Annotated in this window: 12 protein-coding genes; 6 read left to right on the forward strand and 6 right to left on the reverse strand. The window is 70.9% G+C overall.

Annotated features, from left to right (window positions below; translation table 11 throughout):
- Position 1: 1 nt before the first annotated feature.
- A complete protein-coding gene (locus Bsp3421_RS11990; protein ID WP_273996177.1) occupies positions 2–556 on the reverse strand; it encodes a hypothetical protein in 555 nt (184 codons plus the stop codon).
- Here Bsp3421_RS11990 and Bsp3421_RS11995 point away from each other — a divergent pair.
- Both Bsp3421_RS11995 and Bsp3421_RS12000 read left to right on the forward strand, forming a co-directional pair.
- Complete coding sequence (locus Bsp3421_RS11995) at positions 506–4,885, forward strand: DEAD/DEAH box helicase (protein WP_273996178.1); 4,380 nt, start codon at positions 506–508, stop codon at positions 4,883–4,885. The two genes, Bsp3421_RS11990 and Bsp3421_RS11995, sit on opposite strands and share 51 nt — an antisense overlap.
- 107 nt (positions 4,886–4,992) lie before the next feature.
- Positions 4,993–6,288: an APC family permease gene (locus Bsp3421_RS12000; protein ID WP_273996179.1), complete on the forward strand. Its 1,296-nt coding sequence runs from the start codon at positions 4,993–4,995 to the stop codon at positions 6,286–6,288.
- 94 nt (positions 6,289–6,382) lie between these two features.
- Here the strand turns inward: Bsp3421_RS12000 and Bsp3421_RS12005 are convergent, their stop codons facing one another.
- On the reverse strand, positions 6,383–6,811 hold the full coding sequence (locus Bsp3421_RS12005; protein ID WP_273996180.1) for a hypothetical protein: 429 nt from the start codon (positions 6,809–6,811) through the stop codon (positions 6,383–6,385).
- A gap of 315 nt (positions 6,812–7,126) precedes the next feature.
- Here Bsp3421_RS12005 and Bsp3421_RS12010 point away from each other — a divergent pair, with 315 nt between their 5' ends.
- Positions 7,127–7,801: an O-methyltransferase gene (locus tag Bsp3421_RS12010; protein WP_273996181.1), complete on the forward strand. Its 675-nt coding sequence runs from the start codon at positions 7,127–7,129 to the stop codon at positions 7,799–7,801.
- 2 nt (positions 7,802–7,803) lie between these two features.
- A complete protein-coding gene (locus Bsp3421_RS12015; protein WP_273996182.1) occupies positions 7,804–8,088 on the forward strand; it encodes a hypothetical protein in 285 nt (94 codons plus the stop codon).
- 34 nt (positions 8,089–8,122) lie between these two features.
- Here Bsp3421_RS12015 and Bsp3421_RS12020 read toward each other — a convergent pair whose 3' ends face one another.
- The gene (locus Bsp3421_RS12020) at positions 8,123–9,595 is read right to left on the reverse strand and encodes a GGDEF domain-containing protein (protein WP_273998366.1); all 1,473 of its coding nucleotides are present in this window, start codon (positions 9,593–9,595) and stop codon (positions 8,123–8,125) included.
- 114 nt (positions 9,596–9,709) lie between these two features.
- Positions 9,710–10,699 (reverse strand): pca operon transcription factor PcaQ, encoded by a 990-nt coding sequence (pcaQ, locus tag Bsp3421_RS12025; protein ID WP_273996183.1) that lies wholly within the window; start codon positions 10,697–10,699, stop codon positions 9,710–9,712.
- 105 nt (positions 10,700–10,804) lie between these two features.
- On the opposite strand from pcaQ, the gene pcaH reads away from it, so the two are divergent.
- Positions 10,805–11,509 (forward strand): protocatechuate 3,4-dioxygenase subunit beta, encoded by a 705-nt coding sequence (pcaH, locus tag Bsp3421_RS12030; RefSeq protein ID WP_273996184.1) that lies wholly within the window; start codon positions 10,805–10,807, stop codon positions 11,507–11,509.
- 2 nt (positions 11,510–11,511) lie between these two features.
- Positions 11,512–12,108 carry a protocatechuate 3,4-dioxygenase subunit alpha gene (gene pcaG / locus Bsp3421_RS12035; protein ID WP_273996185.1) on the forward strand — a complete coding sequence of 199 codons (597 nt, stop codon included), beginning with the start codon at positions 11,512–11,514 and terminating at the stop codon, positions 12,106–12,108.
- Positions 12,109–12,333: 225 nt separating this feature from the next.
- Here the strand turns inward: pcaG and Bsp3421_RS12040 are convergent, their stop codons facing one another.
- Both Bsp3421_RS12040 and Bsp3421_RS12045 read right to left on the reverse strand, forming a co-directional pair.
- Positions 12,334–13,770, reverse strand: coding sequence for a glycosyltransferase family 4 protein (locus Bsp3421_RS12040; RefSeq protein ID WP_273996186.1), 1,437 nt, complete (start codon positions 13,768–13,770; stop codon positions 12,334–12,336).
- Positions 13,770–22,571: a non-ribosomal peptide synthetase/type I polyketide synthase gene (locus Bsp3421_RS12045; protein ID WP_273996187.1), complete on the reverse strand. Its 8,802-nt coding sequence runs from the start codon at positions 22,569–22,571 to the stop codon at positions 13,770–13,772. Before Bsp3421_RS12045 ends, Bsp3421_RS12040 begins: the two co-directional genes overlap by 1 nt.
- Between the last annotated feature and the right edge of the window lie 35 nt (positions 22,572–22,606).

Raw genomic sequence — 22,606 nt, forward strand, 5'->3', positions numbered from 1 at the left:
ATCAACGCCGTCGGCGCATCTCGATCAGGAAAGCCGGCGCAGCACGCCCGTTGCCGCGACCGCGCGCACGCGTTCGCCGCTTGGATGAGTCATGCGCGCCGAACGGCACGGCGCTCGGGCGGAGCCTCGCCTCACCCGGGCCGCGCCGCACATCGAGCGGCGCCGGCGCGCCGTCCTTCGTCACGCGGGCGCCCGGCGGCGTCGCCGCGAACGCCGACAGCAGCGCGGCCAGGACGAGAGACAGTTGGTCGGTTTGCAGCGGGTTTCGCGCGAGAGGTCCGGCCCCGCTCGGGGCATTCGGAAAGCGCACCGCCCCGAGCGGTTCGCGCGCCTCGCTCGCTCCGGCCTCCACGCCTGCGCCGCAGCCCTCTCGACCGAGCCCCGGCGGCGCGCTCGTGAACGGCCGCCGTCCGGCTCGCGCCCGCCGCGCCGCCTGCGCCCCGCACCGATGTCTGGCACACTGGTCGTCTTCGCCGGCCGCCGCGCCGCCCGCTTCCGAGCCTCGATGGATCTCGCCGCCACCCGCTCCGCCAACACCGCGCTTGATGCGTTCCACCCTGCCGTCGCCGCGTGGTTCGCGTCCCGCTTCGCCGCGCCGACCGCCGCGCAGGCGGCCGCGTGGCCGCTGATCCAGGCCGGCCGCTCGACCCTCGTCGCCGCGCCGACCGGCTCCGGCAAGACCCTGACCGCGTTCCTGTGCGCGCTCGACGCGCTGGTCCGCGACGCGCTCGCCCACGACGGCGCGCTGCCCGACGCGACGCTCGTGGTCTACGTATCGCCGCTCAAGGCGCTGTCGAACGACATCCACGTCAACCTCGACGCCCCGCTCGCCGGCATCCGCGAGGCACTCGCGCAGCGCGGCCTGCCCGCGCCCGAGATCCGCACCGCGGTGCGCACGGGCGACACCACCCAGGCCGAGCGCAGCGCGCTGCGCAAGCGCGCGCCGCACCTGCTCGTGACCACCCCGGAATCGCTGTACGTGCTGCTGTCGTCGGCGTCCGGGCGGCGCATGCTCGCGACCGCGCGCACCGTGATCGTCGACGAGATCCACGCGCTGGCCGGCAACAAGCGCGGCAGCCATCTCGCGCTGTCGCTCGAACGCCTCGACGCGCTCGCCGGCCGCCGCCTGCCGCGCATCGGGCTGTCCGCGACGCAAAAGCCGATCGACGCGGTCGCGCGCTTTCTCGTCGGCGGCCCGGCCGACGCGCCGCCCGACTGCGCGATCGTCGACATCGGCCACGCGCGCACGCGCGATCTCGCGCTCGAACTGTCGCCGATCCCGCTCGAACCCGTGATGGCGACCGACGCGTGGGAGCGCATCTACGACCGGCTCGCGGAGCTGGCCGCCGCGCACCGCACGACGCTCGTGTTCGTCAACACGCGGCGCATGGCCGAGCGCGCCGCACGCCATCTCGCCGACCGTCTCGGCCGCGATGCAGTGGCGGCCCATCACGGCAGCCTCGCGAAGGAATACCGTTTCGACGCCGAGCAGCGGCTCAAGCACGGCAAGCTCACGCTGCTCGTCGCGACCGCCTCGCTCGAACTCGGGATCGACATCGGCGACGTCGACCTGGTCTGCCAGCTCGGCTCGCCGCGCGCGATCGCGCCGTTCCTGCAGCGCGTCGGCCGCTCCGGCCACCACGTCGGCGGCGTGCCCAAGGGCCGCCTGTTTCCGCTGTCGCGCGACGAGCTGGTCGAATGCGCGGCGCTGCTCGACTGCATCCGGCGCGGCGAACTCGATGCGGTGCGCATCCCGCACGCACCGCTCGACGTGCTCGCGCAGCAGATCGTCGCCGAAGTCGGCAGCGCGGAATGGGACGAAGGCGCGCTGTATCGCTGCCTGACCCGCGCCGCCCCCTACGCGACGCTGCCGCGCGAACGCTTCGACGAGCTGCTCGCGATGCTCGCGACCGGCTTCACGAGCCGGCGCGGCGCGCGCGGCGCGTACCTGCATCGCGACGTGGTCGGCGGCACCGTGCGCGGGCGGCGCAACGCGCGCCTGACCGCCGTCACCTCGGGCGGCACGATTCCCGACAATGCCGACTACACGGTCCTGCTCGAACCGCAGGGCCTGACCATCGGCACCGTCAACGAGGATTTCGCGATCGAGAGCCTCGCGGGCGACGTGTTCCAGCTCGGCAACCAGTCGTACCGGATCCTGCGGGTCGAGTCGGGCCGCGTGCGCGTCGAGGATGCGCACGGGCAGATGCCGAACATCCCGTTCTGGATCGGCGAGGCGCCGGGCCGCAGCGACGAGCTGTCGCTGGGCGTCGCGCGGCTGCGCGCGCGCCTCGACGCGCTGCTCGCGCAGGGCGCGATCCAGGCGGCGGACGACGCCGACGCGAGCCGCACGGCGCCCGCGCTGCGCTGGCTCGCCGACGATCTGGCGCTGCCCGCCGAGGCCGCGCGGCAGATCGTCGACTATCTCGCGCGCGCCCGCGCGGCGCTCGGCGCGCTGCCGACCCAGGACACGCTCGTGATGGAGCGTTTCTTCGACGAATCGGGCGGCACCCAGCTCGTGATCCACACGCCGTTCGGCAGCCGCATCAACCGCGCGTGGGGGCTCGCGCTGCGCAAGCGTTTCTGCCGCACCTTCAACTTCGAATTGCAGGCGGCCGCGACCGACGACGCGATCATCCTGTCGCTGTCGCTCGCGCACAGCTTCGTGCTCGACGAGGTGTGGCGCTACCTGCGGCCCGCGAGCGCCGAGCACGTGCTGGTCCAGGCGCTCCTCGACGCGCCGCTGTTCGGCGTGCGCTGGCGCTGGAACGCCACCACCGCGCTCGCGCTGCCGCGCTACACGGGCGGCCGCAAGACCGCGCCGCAATTGCAGCGGATGAAGAGCGAGGACCTGCTCGCGACCGTCTTCCCGGATCAGGTCGCGTGCGCGGAGAACCTGGTCGGCGAGCGCGAGGTGCCGCATCATCCGCTCGTCGACCAGACCCTCGACGACTGCCTGCATGACGCGCTCGACACCGACGGCTGGCTCGCGCTGCTGCGCCGCATCGAGCGCGGCGCGATCGAACTCGTCGCGCGCGACCTGCCCGCGCCGTCGCCGCTCGCGGCCGAGATCCTCAACGCGAAGCCCTATGCGTTCCTCGACGACGCGCCGCTGGAGGAGCGCCGCACCCAGGCGGTGCGCGCGCGCCGCTGGCAGGACCCGGAGGCCGCCGACGATCTCGGCGCGCTCGACCCCGGCGCGATCGACGCGGTGCGCGACGAGGCGTGGCCGCTCGTGCGCGACGCCGATGAAATGCATGATGCGCTGCTCGGCCTCGCGTGCCTCGCGGACGCCGAGGTCGACGCGCGCGACGGCTGGCGCGGCTGGCTCGATGCGCTGGCGGCCGGCAAGCGGGCCGCGCGCGTCGCGCTCGTCGACGGCGGCGGCCTGTGGCTGCCGGCCGAGCGCGTGGCCTGCCTGCGCGCGCTTTATCCCGGCGCGCGCGTCACGCCGCCGCTCAAGCCGCCCGCCGGCTTCGACGCCGGCTGGGAACCGGCCGCCGCGCTGGTCGACGTGCTGCGCGCCCGCCTCACCGGCTTCGGCCCGCTCACCGTGCGCGCGATCGCCGCCCCGCTCGGGCTGCCGCCCGCGACGCTCGACGCCGCGCTGGCCGCGCTCGAAGCCGAGGGCTACGTGATGCGCGGCCGCTTCTCGCCCGGCGCGACCGACGACGAATGGTGCGAACGCCATCTGCTGGCCCGCATCCATCGCTACACGGTCAAGCGGCTGCGGCGCGAAATCGAACCGGTCGAGCGCGCCGACTTCATGCGCTTCCTGATCCACTGGCAGCGGGTCGCGTCCGACACGCGCGGCGCGGGGCCCGAGGCGCTCGCCGCCGTGGTCGCGCAGCTCGAAGGCTTCGAGGCCGCGGCGGGCGCGTGGGAGGAGGAACTGCTGCCGGCCCGGCTCGGCGACTACCTGACGGGCGGGCTCGACACGCTGTGCCGGTCGGGCAAGCTGGCCTGGGCGCGAATCGGCGCGGCCGCGAAAAGCGCGAGCGCGCCGGTGCGCACCACGCCGATCGTGCTGCTGCCGCGCCGCGACCTCGCGCGCTGGCAGACGCTGCACGCACCCGAGGCCGCCGTCGCGCTGTCGGCGCGCGGCTTGCGGGTGCGCGACGCGCTCGCCGCGCACGGCGCGATGTTCTTCGACGAACTGCTTGCCGACACGCACCTGCTGCCGGTCGAACTGGAAGGCGCGCTCGGCGAGCTGGTCGCGGCGGGCCTCGCGCACGCCGACAGCTTCGCGGGCCTGCGCGCGCTGCTGAAGCCGAGCGTGAAACGCGGCGGCTATCGCGCGCCGCGCACCCGGCACGGCGGCGCGCTGCTCGGCGGCATGGACGACGCGGGCCGCTGGGCGCTCGTGCAGCGGCCCGCGCCCGCCGCCGCGCCGGAACCGTCGCCCGCGCCGAACCCCGGCGCGACGCCGCGCGACACGCTCGAACACGTCGTCTGGACCTTGCTGCGCCGCTATGGCGTGCTGTGCTGGCGGCTGCTCGAACGCGAGGCCGCGTGGCTGCCGAGCTGGCGCGAGCTGCTGCGCGTCTGCCAGCGCCTGGAGGCACGCGGCGAGATTCGCGGCGGGCGCTTCATCGCGGGGCTCGCGGGCGAGCAGTTCGCGCTGCCGGACGCGATCCCGGTGCTGCGCGAGATCCGCCGCCAGCCGCCCGACGGCCGCCTGACCTGCGTGAGCGGGGCCGATCCGCTCAATCTCGCCGGCACCCTGCTGCCCGGCGCGAAGGTGCCGGCGCTCACGGGCAACCGCGTGCTGTACCGCGACGGCGTGCCGATCGCGTCGCTGGTCGCCGGCCAGTTCGTCTACGCCGACGGCCTCGCGCCGGCCGAGCAGGAGGACGCGCGGCTGCGGCTCGCGCATCGGCGTTGAGCGCGGCCCCAAGCGCGCCGCCGCGCGATCCGCTACCATCGTCGCTCGCTTCACCCACCCCGCGCCGCCCATCGCAGGCGGCCCGCTTTCCTCAGGAGACACACCCGATGCCCCATTCCGCCGATAGCGGCGCACTCGCCGCCGCCCGGCACGCCCCCGCGTCCGGCTCGCTGACCATCGTGCAGGGCGCGGCGCTCTATGTCGGCGCGGTGCTCGGCACCGGCGTGATCGCGCTGCCCGCGCTCGCGGCCGAGGTCGCCGGGCCCGCGTCGCTGCTCGCCTGGGCCGCGCTCGTGCTGCTGTCGATTCCGCTCGCCGCGACCTTCGCCGCGCTGGGCGCGCGCTACCCCGATGCGGGCGGCGTCTCGACCTACGTGCGCAATGCCTTCGGCCCGCGCGCGGCGGCAATCGTCGGCTGGTGCTTCTACTTCGCGGTGCCGGCCGGCGCGCCCGCCGCCGCGCTGTTCGGCGGCGCCTACGTGGCGGCGATGCTGGGCGGCGGCGCCACGACCGAGATCGTCACCGCCGCGCTGCTGATCGCGACGGTCGCGGCGGCCAACGCGTACGGCGTCACCGTGTCGGGCCGCATGCAGGTCGTGCTGTCCGCGCTGCTGGTGGCCCTGCTGCTGGCCGCCGTGCTCGCCTCCGCGCCGCATGCGCGCCTCGACAACCTGCACCCCTTCGCGCCGCACGGCTGGCTCGCGGTCGGCCATGCGGCGGCGCTGCTGGTCTGGAGCTTCGCGGGCTGGGAGGCGATCACGCATCTCGCCGGGGAATTCCGCCGCCCCACCCACGACCTGCCGCGCTCGACCGCCGTCGCGGTCGTGGTGGTCGGGCTGCTGTACCTGTCGGTGGCCGCCGCGAGCGTGCTGGTGCTCGGCGCGACGGCGGGCGCATCGCGCGCGCCGCTCGCCGCGCTGATCGAACGCGGGATCGGCGGCGCGGCGGGCGGACTCGCCACGGTCGCGGCGCTGCTGCTGACGCTCGGCACGATGAACGCGTACTTCGCGGGCGCGGCCATGCTCGGCGCGGCGCTCGGCCGCGACGGCGCGCTGCCCGCCTGGTTCGCGCACGGCAGCGAGACGGGCGGCGTGCCGCGCCGCAGCCTCGCGGTGCTCGCCGCGCTGGCGGGCGGCGCGCTCGTCGCCACCGTGCTGGCGGGCGTCGGGCCGAAGCCGCTGGTGCTCGTCACGTCGGGCTGCTTCGTGCTCGTCTATGCGCTCGGCGCGGCCGCCGCGATGAAGCTGCTGCCGCGCGGCGGCTTCGCGCATCGCTGCGCGTGCATCGCGCTCGTCGCGGTGGCCGCGCTGTTCGTGACGACCGGCTGGTATCTCGCCTGGGCCCTCGGGCTCGCGGCGGCGGCGCTGCTCTACCTGCGGTTCGCGCCGCGGCGCGCGCGCTGAGGCGCGCCCGGCCCGGGGCGCGGCGCGCCGGCCGTCACGACGCGCGGCATCCGGACGCCGCCGCGCATCCCGATGCCGCGCGTCGTCCGCCCCGTCAGCGCGTGCCCGCGCTGCAGCAATACGCCAGCAGGAAGGTGGCGGTGCCCGTGGTGGTGCCGACGATGGCGCGCATGTCCGTATTCAGCTTCGACATCGCCGCCGTCACGTAGTCGGGCGCGGCCAGCGTGCCGGTGTTGAAGTCATGCACCGCCAGCGCGACGGCCTTGTTGTCCTTCGTCTTCGGCGACGCGAGCGCGCGATCCTCCTGCGCGAAGCGCTGGTCGCGCGTGGCCACCGCGCCGACCTGCCCGCTGCAGTAGCCGTGGGTGCCCGACATGATGTGGATCGTGTGGCCCTCGCCGCTCAGGCCCGCTGCGATGGTGTTCAGGGCCGCCGCCACGTCGCGGACCGAACAGGGATCGTGGAATCCCCAGATCTGTACCGCGTTGGGCGTGCCCTGGGTGATGTTGACGAGTGTTGCCATGACGCTCTCCTTGAAGGTGCTGCGATCGATCCCGCCGGCCGGACGGCGCTCGCCGCCGCCGCGCGGGCTGGATCCGCCGGCGCGCTCAACGGCTCGGCCGGCGGATGACTCAACCTTAGCGGCTCGGTCCGGCGCGCAAAATGGACCGCTCGTCACGACGCCCCGGGTGTCGTTCCTCACGGGTGCGGACTTGGGCGGGACGCGCCCGTACGCGACAATGAACGCTTCGTCCGGGACGCCGCGCGTCCCGCTCGCCCGTCCCGTTCGTCCCGTTCGTCCCGTTCGTCCCGTTCGTCCCACTCACCGGAGCACGCCATGCAGGCACAGTGGTCCCGCGTCGACGCCTATATCGCCGATCGGCTCATCCCGTCGGATCCCGTCCTGGAACAGGTGCTCGCGGCCAACGCGGCCGCGCGCCTGCCCGCGCACGACGTCGCGCCGAACCAGGGCCGCCTGCTGGCGCTGTTCGCGCGCATGATCCAGGCGCGCCGCATTCTGGAAATCGGCACGCTGGGCGGCTACAGCACGATCTGGCTCGCGCGCGCGCTGCCGCCGGGCGGCCGGGTCGTCACGCTCGAAGCCGATGCGCGGCATGCCGAGGTGGCGCGCGCCAATCTCGCGACGGCAGGCCTCGCCGACACCGTGGACGTGATCGTCGGGCCGGCGCTCGACAGCCTGCGCCGCCTGCCCGGCGACGCCCCGTTCGACCTGGTGTTCATCGACGCGGACAAGGAGAACAATCCCGCCTACCTCGACTGGGCGCTGAAGCTGTCGCGCCCCGGCACGCTGATCGTCGGCGACAACGTGGTGCGCGACGGCGAGGTCGCGAATCCGGACAGCGACGATCCGCGCGTCCACGGCGTGCGGCGGTTTTTCGATCGGATGGCGGATGAGCCGCGCCTGACGGCGACCGCGTTGCAGACCGTGGGCAGCAAGGGCTGGGACGGCTTCACGATCGCGCTGGTCGGCGAGGCGGCGTCGGGACGCTGACGGTGTCGCGCAGGCGCGCGGCGGGCCCGGTCGCGCACGGCCCGCTGCGCGGCGTATCGATCGGCGGCGGCATGCCCGCGCGGACCTGGATCTCGCGCGGCGTCAAGCAGGGCGGCCACGCGATCTTCAACGCCCGGCTCGGCTCTCGCATCAACCAGCACGTCGCGGCGTCGTGGCAGGCCAACAACCTGTTCAATCACGACGACGCCATCCGTCCGCCGAGCGCGTTCTTCAGCGTGTTCGGCGACCGGCGCGACGTGATGCCGACCGTGCGCCCGGACTTCTGACACGCGCGCGCCGCCGCCGGGCGCCGGCGGCGCCTCACGCGAGCCCCAGGTACACGACCCGGTCGCGCCCGCCGGCCTTCGCCTGGTAGAGCGCCTGGTCGGCCGCCTCGACCACCGCGCCGACCTCGGGCGCCGCCGCGCCGTGGCGCGGCTCCCACACCGAGACGCCGATGCTGACCGTGACGATGCCCGCATCCGAGCGCACGTGCGCGATGCCGAGCATGCGCACCGCGACCCGCATCCGCTGCGCGACCACCCGCGCACCGGCCGGATCGGTGTCGGGCAGCACCACCACGAACTCCTCGCCGCCGTAGCGCGCGACCACGTCGCCCGCGCGCCCCGCCTGCCCGTCGATGCAGCGCGCGACGCGCGCCAGCACCTCGTCGCCGACCTGATGGCCGTAGGCGTCGTTGTAGCGCTTGAAGTGGTCGATGTCGACGAACAGGATCGCGAGCGGCCGCTCGCCGCGCACCGCGCGCCGCCATTCGCGCTCGAGCGTCTCGTCGAGCGTGCGGCGATTGTAGAGACCCGTCAGGCTGTCGGTGCGCGCGAGCCGCGCAAGCGCGGCTTCCGCCGCCGACTTGCGCCACAGCGAGTACGCGAGGCAGATGCTCATGCCGATGAACGCCAGGCTGAACGCGCCCGTCAACACGCCGAAGCGCCACGCGCGCTCGCGCCAGTCCGCATAGGTGTCCTGCTCCGCCGTCGCGACCTGCACGATCAGCGGCACGCCTTCGAGCCGCTGGTACAGGAAGTTGCGCCGCACGCCGTCGATCGCCGAGACCTCGGTGAACGACCCCGAGCGGCCGAACTGCATGCGCCCGAACTGCCCGGTGTCGCGCAGTTCGCGGCCGAGCAGCGCGTCGTCGAACGGCGTGCGCATCACGAGCTGGCCGTTCGCGTGGAGCAGCACGATCGAACCGTGCGGGCCGACCTCGAGCCCGGCAAACAGCTGTTTGAAATACTCGAGCCGCACCACCAGCACCGCGACGCCCGCGAACCGGCCATCGCTGGCCTGCAGGCGGCGCGACAGCGCGATGCTCGGATCGCCGTCGCGCAGCCGCGCGCGATACGGCGCGCTCACGTACAGGCCCCGGTCGGACGCGTCGCGCTGGGCGGTGAAGAAATCACGGTCCGCGAAATGCATCACCGGCAACGGCTCGTCGCGCGAGGTCAGCGTGACGCGCCCCGTCTCGTCGAGCACGTAGATCATGCCGATGCACTTCGCCGCCGCGCCCCGGTCGAACAGCACCTCGCGGCGGCGCGCAAGCGGCAGCGCGGCCACCCAGGGCTTGTCGACGCCCTCGACGACGCCCTGCAAGGTCAGGTCGTAGATGCGGAAATTGCGCGCGATGTCGCGTTCGATCATCAGCAAGGTATTGCGCGCGCCGTCCTGCGCGCGCTCGAAGGCGTCCGCGCGGCTGTCGCGCAGAATGGCGGCGCAGATCGACATCATGACGATCGCGACCGCCACGCCTCCGGCAATCACTGCGTAGCCCAACGGCATCCGCTGCCCTGCGCCCCGACGACTGCGCACCCCGGCATGTCTGGATTTCATGCTTGTGCTTGTATAAACAACCGCGACGCTATTTGATCGAATTGGAAACCTGCCTAGCGGGCATTATGTACGATGCGCGGCCGCCCCCCGTGCACGGCGTCGTCGGGGTCCACCCGCGGCCCCCGCGTCGCGGCGCGCATGCGCCACCGCGCGCAGCGCCTCGATCAGCGTGCGGGCCGCCGCCGACGGCTGCGTATCGGTGCGCAGGATCAGGCCGACCGGCTCGTCGGCGCCGGCCGCCGGCAGGGGCAGCAGCACCAGCGCGCCGGCCGCGAGATCGGCCCGCGCCGCGTCGCGCGGCACGAACCAGACCGCGTCGTTGTCGAGCGCGAGCGCGCGGCCGACCGAGACCGACAGCGCCTCGACGAACGATTCGAGCGGCGGCGCGCCGCTCGCGCCGAGCAGCTGATCGGCGGCCTGCCGGATCAGCGTGCCGTAAGGCGGCAATACCACCGGGTAGCCGGCGAGCCGGGCCGCCGCCGCGGGGTCCGCGGCGAGCGGATGGCCGGCCCGCACGACCGCGACGAGCGGCTCGCTGTAAAGCTGCTCGAACGTCAGCCCGACCATGCGCTCCGGCTCCGACAGCCGGCCGATCGCGCATTCGATCGCGCCCGCCTTCAGGCGCGCCAGCAGGGCCGCGTTGGCGTCGGTCGCGATCCGCACGACGAGGCGCGGCCACTGCGCGGCGAGCGCTTTCAGCAGCGGCGGCGCGAGCGCGGCCGCGACCGTCGGCAGCATGCCGATCTCGAGCGTCGCGGCCGCGCCGCCGCCGCCGCGCGCCAGCAGGCTCACGCCCTGCCGCAGCGCGAGCACGCACGCGCTCGCGTGCGGCAGGAACAGCTGCGCGTCGCGGGTCGGCTGCGCCCCCTGGCGGCTGCGCTCGAACAGCTTCACGCCCAGGATCGACTCCAGCTCCGCGATCGTCTTCGAGACGGCCGGCTGGGTGATGGAGAGGCTCTCGGCCGCCCGCTGCACGCCGCCGAACTGCGCGACCGCGAGGAAGCACTGCAGGTGCCGGAACTTGACGCGCGCGTCGGCGATACGGTTTTGCATAACGGATGGTTATACGACGATCGAAAAAACGTCATTTTGCATAACTTTCCGGATTCGCTAAAGTCAGGGCGTCCCCCATCCTTCCAATCAACCCGGAGACCCGCGATGGACGATTCCTACCTCGCGCCGCGCGACTGGCCGTCGCATCCCGCCTACCTCCACCCCGACTACCGCTCGTCGGTGAAGCGCGGCCCGACCCGGCCGCTGATTCCGCTGCGGGAAAAGCTGCGCGACCAGCATGCGCCCGTCTACGGGGCCGAGGATCTCGGCGCGCTCGACCACGATCTGACCCGCAACGCGGTGAAGAACGGCGCGCCGCTCGGCGAGCGCATCATCGTCACGGGCCGCGTGCTCGACGAGGGCGGCCGCCCGGTGCGCGACACGCTGGTCGAGATCTGGCAGGCCAACGCGGCGGGCCGCTACGTGCACAAGGTCGACCGGCACGATGCGCCGCTCGACCCGAACTTCCTCGGCGCGGGCCGCTGCCTGACCGACGCCGACGGCCGGTACCGGTTCCTGACGATCAAGCCGGGCGCGTATCCGTGGGGCAACCACCCGAACGCCTGGCGACCGAATCATATTCATTTCTCGCTGTTCGGCGATTACTTCGGCTCGCGCCTCGTCACGCAGATGTACTTTCCGGGCGATCCGCTGCTCGCGCTCGATCCGATCTTCCAGGGCACGCCCGAGGACGCGCGCGAGCGGCTGGTCTCGCGTTTCGAGATCGGCACCACCGAACCCGGCTACGCGCTCGGCTACGAATTCGACATCGTGCTGCGCGGCCGCGACGCCACCCCGCTGGAGCGTTGAACATGACGACCCTGAAACAGACGCCGTCGCAGACGGTCGGCCCGTACTTCGCCTACGGCCTCTGCCCGCAGCAGTATCACTACGATCTGACCAGCCTGTTTACCGCGACGATCGCCGCGCCCCATGCGGCGGGCGAGCACGTGCGGCTGGTCGGCCAGGTGTTCGACGGCGACGGCCAGGTGGTCGGCGACGCGGTGCTCGAATTCACCCAGGTCGACGGCGCGGGCCGCTACCCGGCCTCGCGCGCCGACGCGGCCGCGCTCGGCTTCACGGGCTTCGCGCGGGTCGGCACCGGCACCGATGCGGCGCAGCGTTATGTCGTGGAAACCGTGAAGCCCGGGCGAGGTCCGGACGGCGGCGCGCCGCACGTCGACGTCACGGTGATGATGAGAGGGATCCTGACGCACGCGTTCACGCGCGTGTATTTCGACGACGAGACCGCCGCGAACGACGCGGACCCGGTGCTCGCGCGGGTGCCGGCCGAGCGGCGCGCCACCCTGCTCGCGCGCCGCGAGCCGCAGGCCGCGGGCGGCGTGCCGGTGTACCGCTTCGACATCCACATGCAGGGCGCGCGCGAAACGGTGTTCTTCGATCTCTGACATCAAAGGCGGGAATTCAAGCGGTTGAAGAAACCTTCCGCCCGCGGCTCATCGGACGGCACATGCCGCCGGCGGCCGGTGCGCGCTGGAACGCGTGGCGCGCGTACCGGCTTGTGCCGGTCCGCGCTGCTCAGCGGATCTCGAAGCCGGACGGCGGCAAAGCCACGCCGCCGTCAACCCGTCCGCACGAGATCAGCCGCCGTGCGCGATGACGCCACGCCGCCGTCAAGCCGATTGCCGCGCATGCCGGTCAGCAGACGCAAGATGCTCGCCGTTGAGCACGGCAACCGGCCGATAACCCGCGGCGGCGCAATGCTCGCGCGCGTGCGACGGCAGGAGCCGCTGCCCCGGCGCCAGCAACCGATGCACATGAAGGCTGCGCTGATTGGGGTACGCATCGGATCGTCCCGTCGCGCGGACAAGCCGCAGCAGCCGAGACGAAAGCCGATTGTCGTGATAGGCGTTGAACGCCTGCAGCAGCGGCCCCAGCAGTGCAAGCGAATCCGCCCCGCTCGTTACCGACAGATCGTGACGAATCTCCAGCGCCCGGATGAACGCCTGCACCCGCGGAGCGACAGGCGCTGCGGGCGCGGGCGCAGGTTCGCCCGTCACGTAGTCAAGATAGACCTGCTCGCTGTAGCAGGCGCTCCGGCTGCGCGGCACACCCGGCGTGCACGCCCGGATCGTCTCGGCCACGGTTTCCAGGCGCACGCTGCCAAACGAGAACGGTTGGCCCATGTCAAATGCCGTATCGCACCGGAAATCGATGTCCAGCAGATTGGCTTCGGGCAGGATCTCGGGCGCAGCGGCATAGCCGCCGGCAATGGTGGAGACGCCGGCGTGCTGGGCTTCGAGCAACACGCGACCGAGCGATTCGACGCTGGATACCGCCGGAAAGAAAAAGACATCGATCTGTTCAAAGAACGCCCAGATCTTCTGGTAGGGCAAGTGCCCGTGATAGGCGACCGCATCCGCCGGAATGCCGCGCGCCTCCAGTTCGCGCCGAACGACCTGCATCGCGCGCGCCGCCGACCGCCCCTCGACGTGCCCCGCGACCTGCAGCGACGCCGCTCGGTCATCCCGGCGCACGGCCGCCAGGAAGTCGAGTACCTGGGCGAAGTTCTTGTCGGCGCTCACCCGTCCCAGATAGCCGATGCGCAGGCCGCGGGCGGGACGCGGCCGCGCCGGGCGGGTTGCAGGGAACGAGGTCGCGAGCGGGTAGCTCACCGCGGTGTTGCCGGCATGGAGCGATGCCGCATGATGATGGATGAAATACGCACGGCAGAATTCCGACGGAAACAGCACCAGGTCCCCGGGACGGTTCAATGGCCCGGCAAGCATCTCCTGGAAGTGGTAGCCGCCCCATGAACTGGTGCGGATGTCCCGGATGATTCGAAAGCGCCCGTCGTAACGCTCGCGCAGATAGTGGTAGAAATGGCCGTATGGTCCGGCATTGCAGACGACGACATCGTCGGGCCCCAGGCGTCGGACGAAGCGCGCGAGGTCACGTTCGTCTTGCCGCAGCAGTTCGAATACATCGTGCGGTTCCGGATGCACCCCGGCCGGTGCCGCCTGAGTCAGCAACTTGCTGGTCTCGGAATAGAAATACAGTGCGCCATTGCTCGTGCGCTGGGTACGATAGTGATTGAAAGCGACTCGCATCAGCACTCCTGGCGTCGAGCGACGTTAACGGTATCGTCAAGCAGATCCTGCAGCACCTTGCGCATCGCGACGGCCATCTGCCGCACATTGCCCCCTGCGCCGTCGAACCGGATGGGCTCGCCAAAGCGGACATGCACCCGTGCCGGCGCATAGCGCGCGCCGTTCGACTCGTACAACCGGTGTGAATCGACGATGGCGGCCGGGATGACCAACGCCCCCGTCTGAGCCGCCAACAAACAGCAAGCCTCGCCCACGGGCGCGACGCGCGCCCCGCTCATCCCGCCTTCGGGAAACAGCGCGAGCCGCCCCTCGCGCCCCAGATAGTCCCGTGCCCGCCGGAACTCGTGCTCCGTCGCCTCCGCATCGCGCTTGTCGTGCATGAACGTCAGGTCGAACGTCCTTTCGATCCACGAGAACAGCGTCAGCTTTTCGGTCGTCACATGATCTTCGTTCGAGCTGAACGACTTGTACGCGAATGGCAGGTTGGCCATCAGCAGGTACGCATCGAAGCGCCCGCCGTGGTTCGACAGGACCAGCAATGGCCGCGCGTCGCGCGGAATGTGCTGCAACCCGGACACCTCGACGCGCGCGCCCGCGGCAAAGAGCAGCGTGCGCGCGAACAAACGCGGCAAGGCGCGGCGAAGCCGGGCGCCCAATGACGGGGCCAGGCGCCTGACCATCTTGTAGCTCAGCACGAGCGGCACGGCCGGAACATGCATCGCCAGCACGCTCAGCACGAAGCGGACATGCGCCCATGTCGTGCCGGTGGGCAACACCTCGGGCCGCGGCGGCCGGAACAGCGACGGATCCTCATGCTGGTCCACCTCGGCCGCGCCGGTTTCGTTCACTCGGGCATCCCCCGTCCCGCCCGACAAACGACAGGTCAACGCGCGGGCGGTCGGCGCAGCAACGATGTCGTCGTACTTGACCGTCAGATTCAGACGCTGGCGCGACAGTGAAATCACCTTCGCCGCCCGCAGCGAGTAGCCGCCCGCGTCGAAGAAGTCGGTATCGAGTGTCAGCTCGGCATCGTCCAGTGCATCGCGCCAGATCGCGAGCATCCCTTCCAGCAAGGGCGCCTCCACCTCGCCTGGCGGCGCTGACGCCTCGACGCCCTGCGGGGCCGACAGCGCGCCTCGATCGACCTTGCCGTTCGGCGTCCGTTTGAACGCGTCCACGACGACAATCCGCGCCGGCACCATGTACGCGGGCAAATGACGCGCCAGATACTGCCGCAGCGCATGACTTTCGAGTGCGCCCCCTTGCCGGGGGCTCGCATACAGCACCAGTTGCGGTTCGTCTGCGCCATTGTCCAGGCGGCATACGGCTTGCGCGACACCGGCATGCAGGTGCGCCACGGCCTCGATTTCGCCGAGTTCGACGCGATAGCCGCGCAGCTTGACCTGATCGTCGATGCGATTGAGGAACTGCAACTGACCATCGGCGAGCTGTCGCACCACGTCGCCGGTACGGAAGAGCCGGGCGCCGTCTCCGCGCCACGGATGCGGCACGAAACGCGATGCCGTCAAGCCCGGGCGCTTCCAGTACCCGAGCGCCAGACCGGTTCCGCCGAGGTACAACTCACCCGTCTCCCCCACGCCGACCGCGTCGCCCTCGGCGTCCAGCACGTAACGCTCGACGCCTGCCAGCGGCTCGCCCAGCAAGACCCGATCGGAGCGATCGGCTTGCCATGCGGACGCCCAGACCGTTGCTTCCGTTGGGCCGTACAGGTTCCACGCGTCCGCCCCCAGGGACTGAATGTAATCGACCATGCCGCGCGGGGGCGCTTCTCCGCCGATCGCGCCGATCCGCAAAGCCGGCAGCCTCGCCTGCGCCTCCTGTATCAACCTCCATGTGCCGGGTGTCGCCTGCAGCACCGTGACCTGCTGGTCCCGGATCACCGCCGCCAGCGCGACGCCGTCGAGCCGTTGCTCACTCGTCAGCATCACGCACGACGCGGCGCTGACGAGTGGCAGGAAAACCTCCAGCGCCGCAATATCGAACGACATCGGCGTCAGATTCACGAAGCAGTCGCGACTCGTGACGGACCAGCGCCCGGTCATGTCCAACAGGAACGTATCGAGGCTCGAACGGGCAACCGCAACACCCTTGGGCATTCCGGTGGAGCCCGAGGTGTAGATCAGGTAGGCGAGCGAGCCGGGCGCCGCGCGCCGCAGTCCGTGAAGCGAATCGGCGTTCGAGCGCGAATCCGGGACGCAGGCGGCGAAATCGAGCGCGCGACATCCGGCAGGCAGCGACAGCAGCGGCACGGTCCGCATCTCGACGATCACGACGCGCGCACCTGCATCGTTCAGACAGTATGCATTGCGCTCTCGCGGATACGACGGATCGAGCGGGACATAGCATGCCCCGGACAGGAGTACACCCAGCAACGCCGCGACACGATCCCGCCCCGGCTCCATGCATACGCCGACCGGCTCCCCAACCGCGATCCCCTGACCCGCGATCGCGCGCGCGACGCACAGCGCGCGCGCGAGCAGCTCGCCGTACGTGTACACCGCGCCGCCTTGCCGCAACGCCGTCCGCTCAGGCTCGCGAAGCGCATGGCGGACAAAGGCCGCGAGCCACCCGTCGCCGTCTTCGTCGAGCGGCTCCGGCGCCGGCGCGGGGAGAACGGAGGGCACGCCGGGAACGGCCGCGGCCCCGTGGGCCAGTTCGGACAACGACGTCAGGAACGCCTGCAACAGCGCGTCGGCAGGCACGGACGCGATATGGTCGATTGCCAGCGAAAGCCGCTCGCCGTCATCGATGAAATTAACGAATTGCGGGAATGCCACATGCTCGTTCATGACCGGACGCCAGCGCAATCCGTCAAGCGAGCCCGGCGCGATATCGGCGCGTCGCTCGAGGTTGATCACCGCATCCGGTGCAATCGCGGCCAAGCGGCCGAGTCGACGGGCATCGTCGACCAGATCGGCATACGCATATTCGTCGCATTGCAGCGTGTCGAGCAGCGCTTGCTTGACCTTGGCGGCATAGGCCGGCAGGTCCGCCAGCGTTTCGCCGCAGGAAGACGCGATCAGGCAGAGATTCGAGCAATAGCCGACCAGCCCGTGCTCCTCGCGGGTCCTGCGCGCGCCGACCGGCACAGCCAGCGTGATGTCGCGCCGACCGCTGACCCGGTGCATCGCCGCACCATAGGCCGCGACCAACAGTTGAAACAAGGTCATCCCGCGTTCGCGAGCGCACCGTGCCAGGCGCTCGGCGTCGGCGGCCTCGAACACGTGGACGCATTGATGCGCACGCCACGGGTCCTGCCCCCCGGCCGTCCCGCCGAGCTCGCCGACCGCCGCGCCGACCACATCCCGCTCGATGAAGCGCGTCCGCAGGCGTGCGCCGATCGCTCGGTACGCATCCGAGCGCCTCGCTTCGCGCCGCCGGGCGACGACGCGGCGAAACAGCGGCGCCGGTTCGATATCGGCCGTCGGCGGCGCATCGTAGAAGCGCAGCAGATCTTCCAGCACGATGCCCGCGGACCAGCCGTCGACGAGCAGGTGGTGCATGAGCAGCAACAGCACGCTGCGACCGTCGTCGAGCCCGATCAGGTATGCCCGTATCGGATACTCGCGATAGGGATCGAAACGATGCCGCAGCAGTTCCGCCAGCGTTCGATCGAGCGTCGGCGCCTCGATGCTCAGGCATTGCAGGGCCGGCTCGGCCTGGGTCGCGATCCGCAACGTCGGCTCCGCACCGACCGCCACTTGCATCCGCAATGCCTCGTGCCGCCCGACGACCGCCTGGAAGGCGCGCTCCAGTCGCCCGGCATCGACCCGGCCGGCAATCTCGATCGCCACGGGCACGTTGTAGGCCGACCATCGAGGATCGTCGAGATCGAACAACGCAAGCAACTGCACCTGCTCGGTACTGAGCGCGACCGGCTCTTCCGCCGCCGGCGTCGACCGCGCCCCCCGGTTGCCGCTCGCCCCCGATGGTCCGCTGCCCGGGTCGACGCCGAGAAAACCGTGCTCGGCCAGCTCGCCGACGACCTCGCCAAAGGTCGTGGCGGCCTGTTCAAGCTCCGCATCGTCGTGCGCATGCGACAGGAAGCAATTCCGCCCTTCCCAGATATAAAGCCCTCGGTTGATCAGCCCATAGTGCAGCAACTCGATGTCCGGCAACTGGGGAATGCGAAACAGCGAGCCACAGTGGGCGACGTGCAGGTCGACGCCCAACGCCGCCGTAGCGGCATTGACGCGTTCGACAAAGCGCGTGGTCTTGGCATTGGTCTCGGTGACAATGGCTTCGCCCTCGGACTTCAGGCGCTCGAGCACCACCTTGGCGGCCTGCATCGCGAGCGGATGCTTGCAGAACGTCCCGGCGAAAAACGTCATCGGCACGGCGGGATACGAATCGTCCCTGTATGACCAGGCACCGCCGTCGATGTGATCCAGATAACGCGCCGCGCCCGCCACCATGCCGATCGGCAGGCCGCCGCCGACGATTTTTCCGTAGGCGGCCAGATCCGCTTCGATCCCGTAGTGGCCCTGGCCGCCTCGCAAATGAATGCGAAAGCCGTTGAGCACTTCGTCGAACACGAGCGCGATCCCCGTCGCGCGAGTCAGCGCGCGCAATGCGTGGAGAAACGCCCTGGGTTGCAACGACGGGTTGCGGCTTTGCACCGGCTCGACCAACACCGCGGCGATCTGGTCGGCGTGACGGCGCACGAAGTCCAGCGACTCGGCCGCGCCGTAGTCGAGCACCACGACGTCCTCGATCTGGCGCGGCGTGATGCCGGGGGCGAACGGCAACGCGCTGCGCTCGCCAGGGCGCGCCATGACCGTATCGGCCGTGCCATGATACGAGCCGGCGAACAATACGACCCACGGGCGTCCGGTCGCCGCGCGCGCGAGGCGCACCGCGAGCATGACCGCCTCGGAACCCGTGTTCGCGAAGGTTGCCCGCTCATGACCCGTGATCTCGCACAACAGGCCGGCCACCTCGCCCGCCAGGCTGCTTTGCGGACCCAGCGAATAGCCTTGATCGACGCCCACCCGCAGCGCCTTCGCGACGAAGGGGGCGTTGTGCCCGAAGAGCGCGACCCCAAAGCCCATCGTCAGGTCGAGATAGCGGTGGTCGTCGATGTCCCAGATGTGTGCGCCAAGTGCGCGCTCCGAGACGATCGGATAGACCAGTTCCTTCGTGCCCAGCCGGAACCCCGACACCATCCGATTGTCCGCGAGGCGCAGGCGATGTGCGTCGGCGTACGCTTTCGAACGCGAGGTCCGGCGGTTGTACTGCTCGGCGAACTGCCGCAGATAAGCGTCCTGGCGGCTGGTGCGCGACGCTTTCTCGACGCCCTTCCCCGACTGAAACGGCATGAGCGCAACTGCGCGGGATGCGACGACGGGCGGCGCGGCGCGTTCGGCGGAGGCGCGCTGCGCGGCAGGCGCCGGCGTCATCGGCACGTCGGCGGACGCCTGGCCGAGCGCCGCGAGTTGACGATCGATGATGCGCGACACGGTATCGAGTTGATGCTGAAACAGCGCTCGGAACGATTCGGCGTTGGCGGGCGCCGCGCGCCACGCGTCGACTGCCTCATGCGGCGCAAGACTCGGTGGAGCGTTCCCGATCGAAGCCGCGCCGGCCGCGTCGATCGCCTGCGCCGCATCGAGGCGCGCCGCGATTCGATGGACCGTATTGAGTTCGCCGAAGAACTCGGAGACCGACAAACGAACGCCGAAGCGGGATTCGATGAAGTCGATCGCGCCCATCAGCATCAGCGAGTCGATGCCGAGATCCAGGAGATTGGCATCGCGGTCTATCCGCTCCTCCGGCACGCGCAGCGCCTTGGCAAGTTCAGCGGCAATCGCATTGGCGATGCTCGGATCGCGGGTCGGCTCACTCATATTGGACACCGGTAGAGGTTGGGATTGAGGCCCGGCAGGCTGCCCTTCATGCAAGCCGGGCTTCCAGTAGCGGCGCTGTTCGAATGGATAGCCGGGAACATCCACGCGGCGCCAGCCGAACGGCCGGCCGAACGCCTTCCAGTCGAATTCGACACCCTGTTCGAACGCGCGCCCGATCATCGCGAGCAAGCCCTCCCAGGCCTCCGTTCGCGCGGGTGCGACACTGACGGCCTGAGCGCTCGACAAGCCGTTCTCGCATGCCAGGGCGGTGAGCGCGGAGCCGGGGCCGAGCTCGATCACGCAGTCCGGGTCGAGTTCCGCAACGCGCGCATGGACCTTGTCGAAACGGACCGTCCGGCGCGCGTGCGTCATCCAGTAATCCGCATCGAGCACGGTCCCGGCGGGCAGGATCTCGCCGCTCAGATCCGAAATCAGTGCGGTATGGGTCGGTTTGGCCTGAACCCGGGAAAGTGCGCCGGCGAACTGCGCGATGGCTTCGTCCATTGCGCGGGAATGAAACCCATACCGAGGATTCAGGACCCGGCTCGACAAACCCGCCGCCGTCAAGGTTTCGTGACAGGCATCGACATGGGCCGCGACGCCCGCGATGACGAGCTGGTGTGCGGCATTGACTGCCGCGATATCGACCCGTTCACCCTGCTCGCCCAATACGGCCGCGACGCGCTCGGGGTCCGCGCGCACGACGATCATTCGGCTCTGGTCCGCCGCGCGCTCGAAGCAACGGCCGCGTTCGACGACCAGCTCGACCGCATGTTCGAGCGACCAGCAGCCTGCCCTGCAGGCAGCCACATAGGCGCCCAGGCTGTGGCCGGTCAGGTAGGGCTCGATACCGGGAAACCACCGGGTCAGACATTCGGCGAAGCTCCACTCGAGGCAGAACAACGCGGGTTGGGCAAGCGAGGTGTTTCGCAGGGGCTCGTGATCGTCGCCCAGCAGGAGCGGCAGCAGCGGCTGCCCGAGACAAGCGTCGGCCACCGCGCAGGCCCGATCCAGCGCACGCCTGAAATCGGGGCTGAACTCGTACCACGCACGCGCCATCCCCGGCCGCTGCGCGTCCTGGCCCGGGAACTGCCACACCACGCGGCCGGCGCGCGAACCCGTGCGCGACAGCCGGGCTTGAACGACGGCCCCCGCCGCCAGACGCGCGAGTTCGGCGCACAATTCCTGATCGTCGGCGGCCAGCACGGCCTTGCGATGCGCCCATGCCTCGCGCTCGGCGTTCCACGTATGACACACGTCCGAAGCCGCCGCGCCGGCCCGCAGGCACTCGACCAGGCGGGCCGCCACCGGCCCGAGGTCAGCGGATTCGCGGGCCGAAAGCAGCAGCAGGCGCCCTTTTTCACGCAACAGACCCGCGCGCTTCATCTGCCGCGGCGCCGACGACAGGATCGCGTGCGCATTGGTACCGCCAAATCCGAACGAGCTGATCGACGCATGCCAGATCGCCCCACCGGCGCCGGCTGCCGGCAGGGGCTCCGCGCCGTCGGGACATCGCAGCAGCGCGGCATACGCGTCGGCCGCCTGATTCAGGCCGGTCGGCAGCCGCAGCGGCGGCGCCGTGCGGTGCCGCAGCACCAGGATCGCCTTGATCAGCCCCGCCATGCCCGCCGCAGCCTCGAGATGTCCGAGGTTGGCCTTGATGGAACCGATAGGCAGCGGACGCCCGTCACGCGCAGCGAGCAGCGACTCCGCGATTGCGCCGAGTTCGATCGCGTCCCCCAGTCGCGTGCCGGTGCCATGACACTCGAGATAATCGATGTCGCGCGGCGTGAGCCCTGCGTTGGCCAGCGCCTCCCGGACCACCGTGACCTGCGCCTCGCGGTTGGGCGCGAGAAGCCCGTTGCTTCTTCCGTCCTGGTTGACAGCGGTCGCGCGCAGGATGGCCAGCGCCGCGCCCGGCTCGCCGTCGTCCTGACGGCGCATGACCACCACGCCGCACCCCTCGCCTCGCACGTAGCCGTCGGCGCTGTTGTCGAACGCCTTGCAGCGCCCGTCGGGCGCCAGCATCCCGGCGCGGCGAAACGCATGCTGCAGGTCGGGATCGAGAATCACGTTCACGCCGCCGACGATCGCCAGATCGCATTCCCGCTCAGCAAGGCTGCGCGCCGCGACATGCAGCGCGACGAGCGACGACGAGCAGGCTGTGTCGATGGCGAGGCTGGGCCCGTTCAGCCCCAGCACGTACGAGATGCGGTTCGCAGCAATGCTGTGCGCGGCGCCGGCAGCCGCGTAGACGGTTGTGCCTTCAGCGTCGGTCGCACGCGTACGCGCGTAATCGCAGGAGCTGATGCCGACGAACACCCCCGTGCGCGACGCCTTCAACGCGCGCGGCCGTATTCCCGCGTTCTCCAGCGCCTCCCAGGCGACTTCGAGCAATAGACGCTGCTGCGGGTCGACATCGGCGGCCTCGGCCGGTGAGATGCCGAAGAATCCGGCGTCGAAACCGTCGATCGCGTCCAGCAGGCCGGCCTGCTCGTCGTCGGGGCAAGCGGGCCAGCGCCGTTCCGCCACGGGCTTGATCGCATGACCGCCCGTCGAGAGAAGCGTCCACAATGCCGCCGTATCGGCGGCCCCCGGGAATCGACAAGCCATGCCCACGACCGCCAACGGCGCAGCCGCGCCGCTCGTGACTTCATGCGGTTTCGGCGCGGCGCTCGGGACGACGCGACCGGCCTTGACGCCGGAAAGCGCTGCGCTGAGCTGGTCGATCGACGGATGATCCCAGAAGACCGTCGGCGCAACCGGCCGGCCCAGCCACGCCTCGAGGCGTGCAGCGAGTTCGACGCTATCGAGCGAACCGAGTCCCAGCGACGCGAATGTCGCCGCCGGATCGATATCCGCTTCCGCGCACTTCTTGAACTGCGCAAGACTCGTGGTCAGGTGAGATCGAATGTCGTCGCGTGAATCGTTCATCGTTGCATCAGTCGTCGAATGCGTTTCCAGTCACC

The sequence above is a fragment of the Burkholderia sp. FERM BP-3421 genome (assembly GCF_028657905.1).
In the GTDB taxonomy this organism is placed as follows: domain Bacteria; phylum Pseudomonadota; class Gammaproteobacteria; order Burkholderiales; family Burkholderiaceae; genus Burkholderia.

Coding starts and splice junctions, on each gene's coding strand:
- Bsp3421_RS12020 (WP_273998366.1), bottom strand. CDS start 9,595: ATGCCGTTGGGCTACGCAGTGATTGCCGGAGGCGTGGCGGTCGCGATC.
- Bsp3421_RS12045 (WP_273996187.1), bottom strand. CDS start 22,571: ATGAACGATTCACGCGACGACATTCGATCTCACCTGACCACGAGTCTT.
- Bsp3421_RS12005 (WP_273996180.1), bottom strand. CDS start 6,811: ATGGCAACACTCGTCAACATCACCCAGGGCACGCCCAACGCGGTACAG.
- pcaQ (WP_273996183.1), bottom strand. CDS start 10,699: ATGCAAAACCGTATCGCCGACGCGCGCGTCAAGTTCCGGCACCTGCAG.
- Bsp3421_RS12000 (WP_273996179.1), top strand. CDS start 4,993: ATGCCCCATTCCGCCGATAGCGGCGCACTCGCCGCCGCCCGGCACGCC.
- Bsp3421_RS12010 (WP_273996181.1), top strand. CDS start 7,127: ATGCAGGCACAGTGGTCCCGCGTCGACGCCTATATCGCCGATCGGCTC.
- Bsp3421_RS11995 (WP_273996178.1), top strand. CDS start 506: ATGGATCTCGCCGCCACCCGCTCCGCCAACACCGCGCTTGATGCGTTC.
- Bsp3421_RS12040 (WP_273996186.1), bottom strand. CDS start 13,770: ATGCGAGTCGCTTTCAATCACTATCGTACCCAGCGCACGAGCAATGGC.
- pcaH (WP_273996184.1), top strand. CDS start 10,805: ATGGACGATTCCTACCTCGCGCCGCGCGACTGGCCGTCGCATCCCGCC.
- pcaG (WP_273996185.1), top strand. CDS start 11,512: ATGACGACCCTGAAACAGACGCCGTCGCAGACGGTCGGCCCGTACTTC.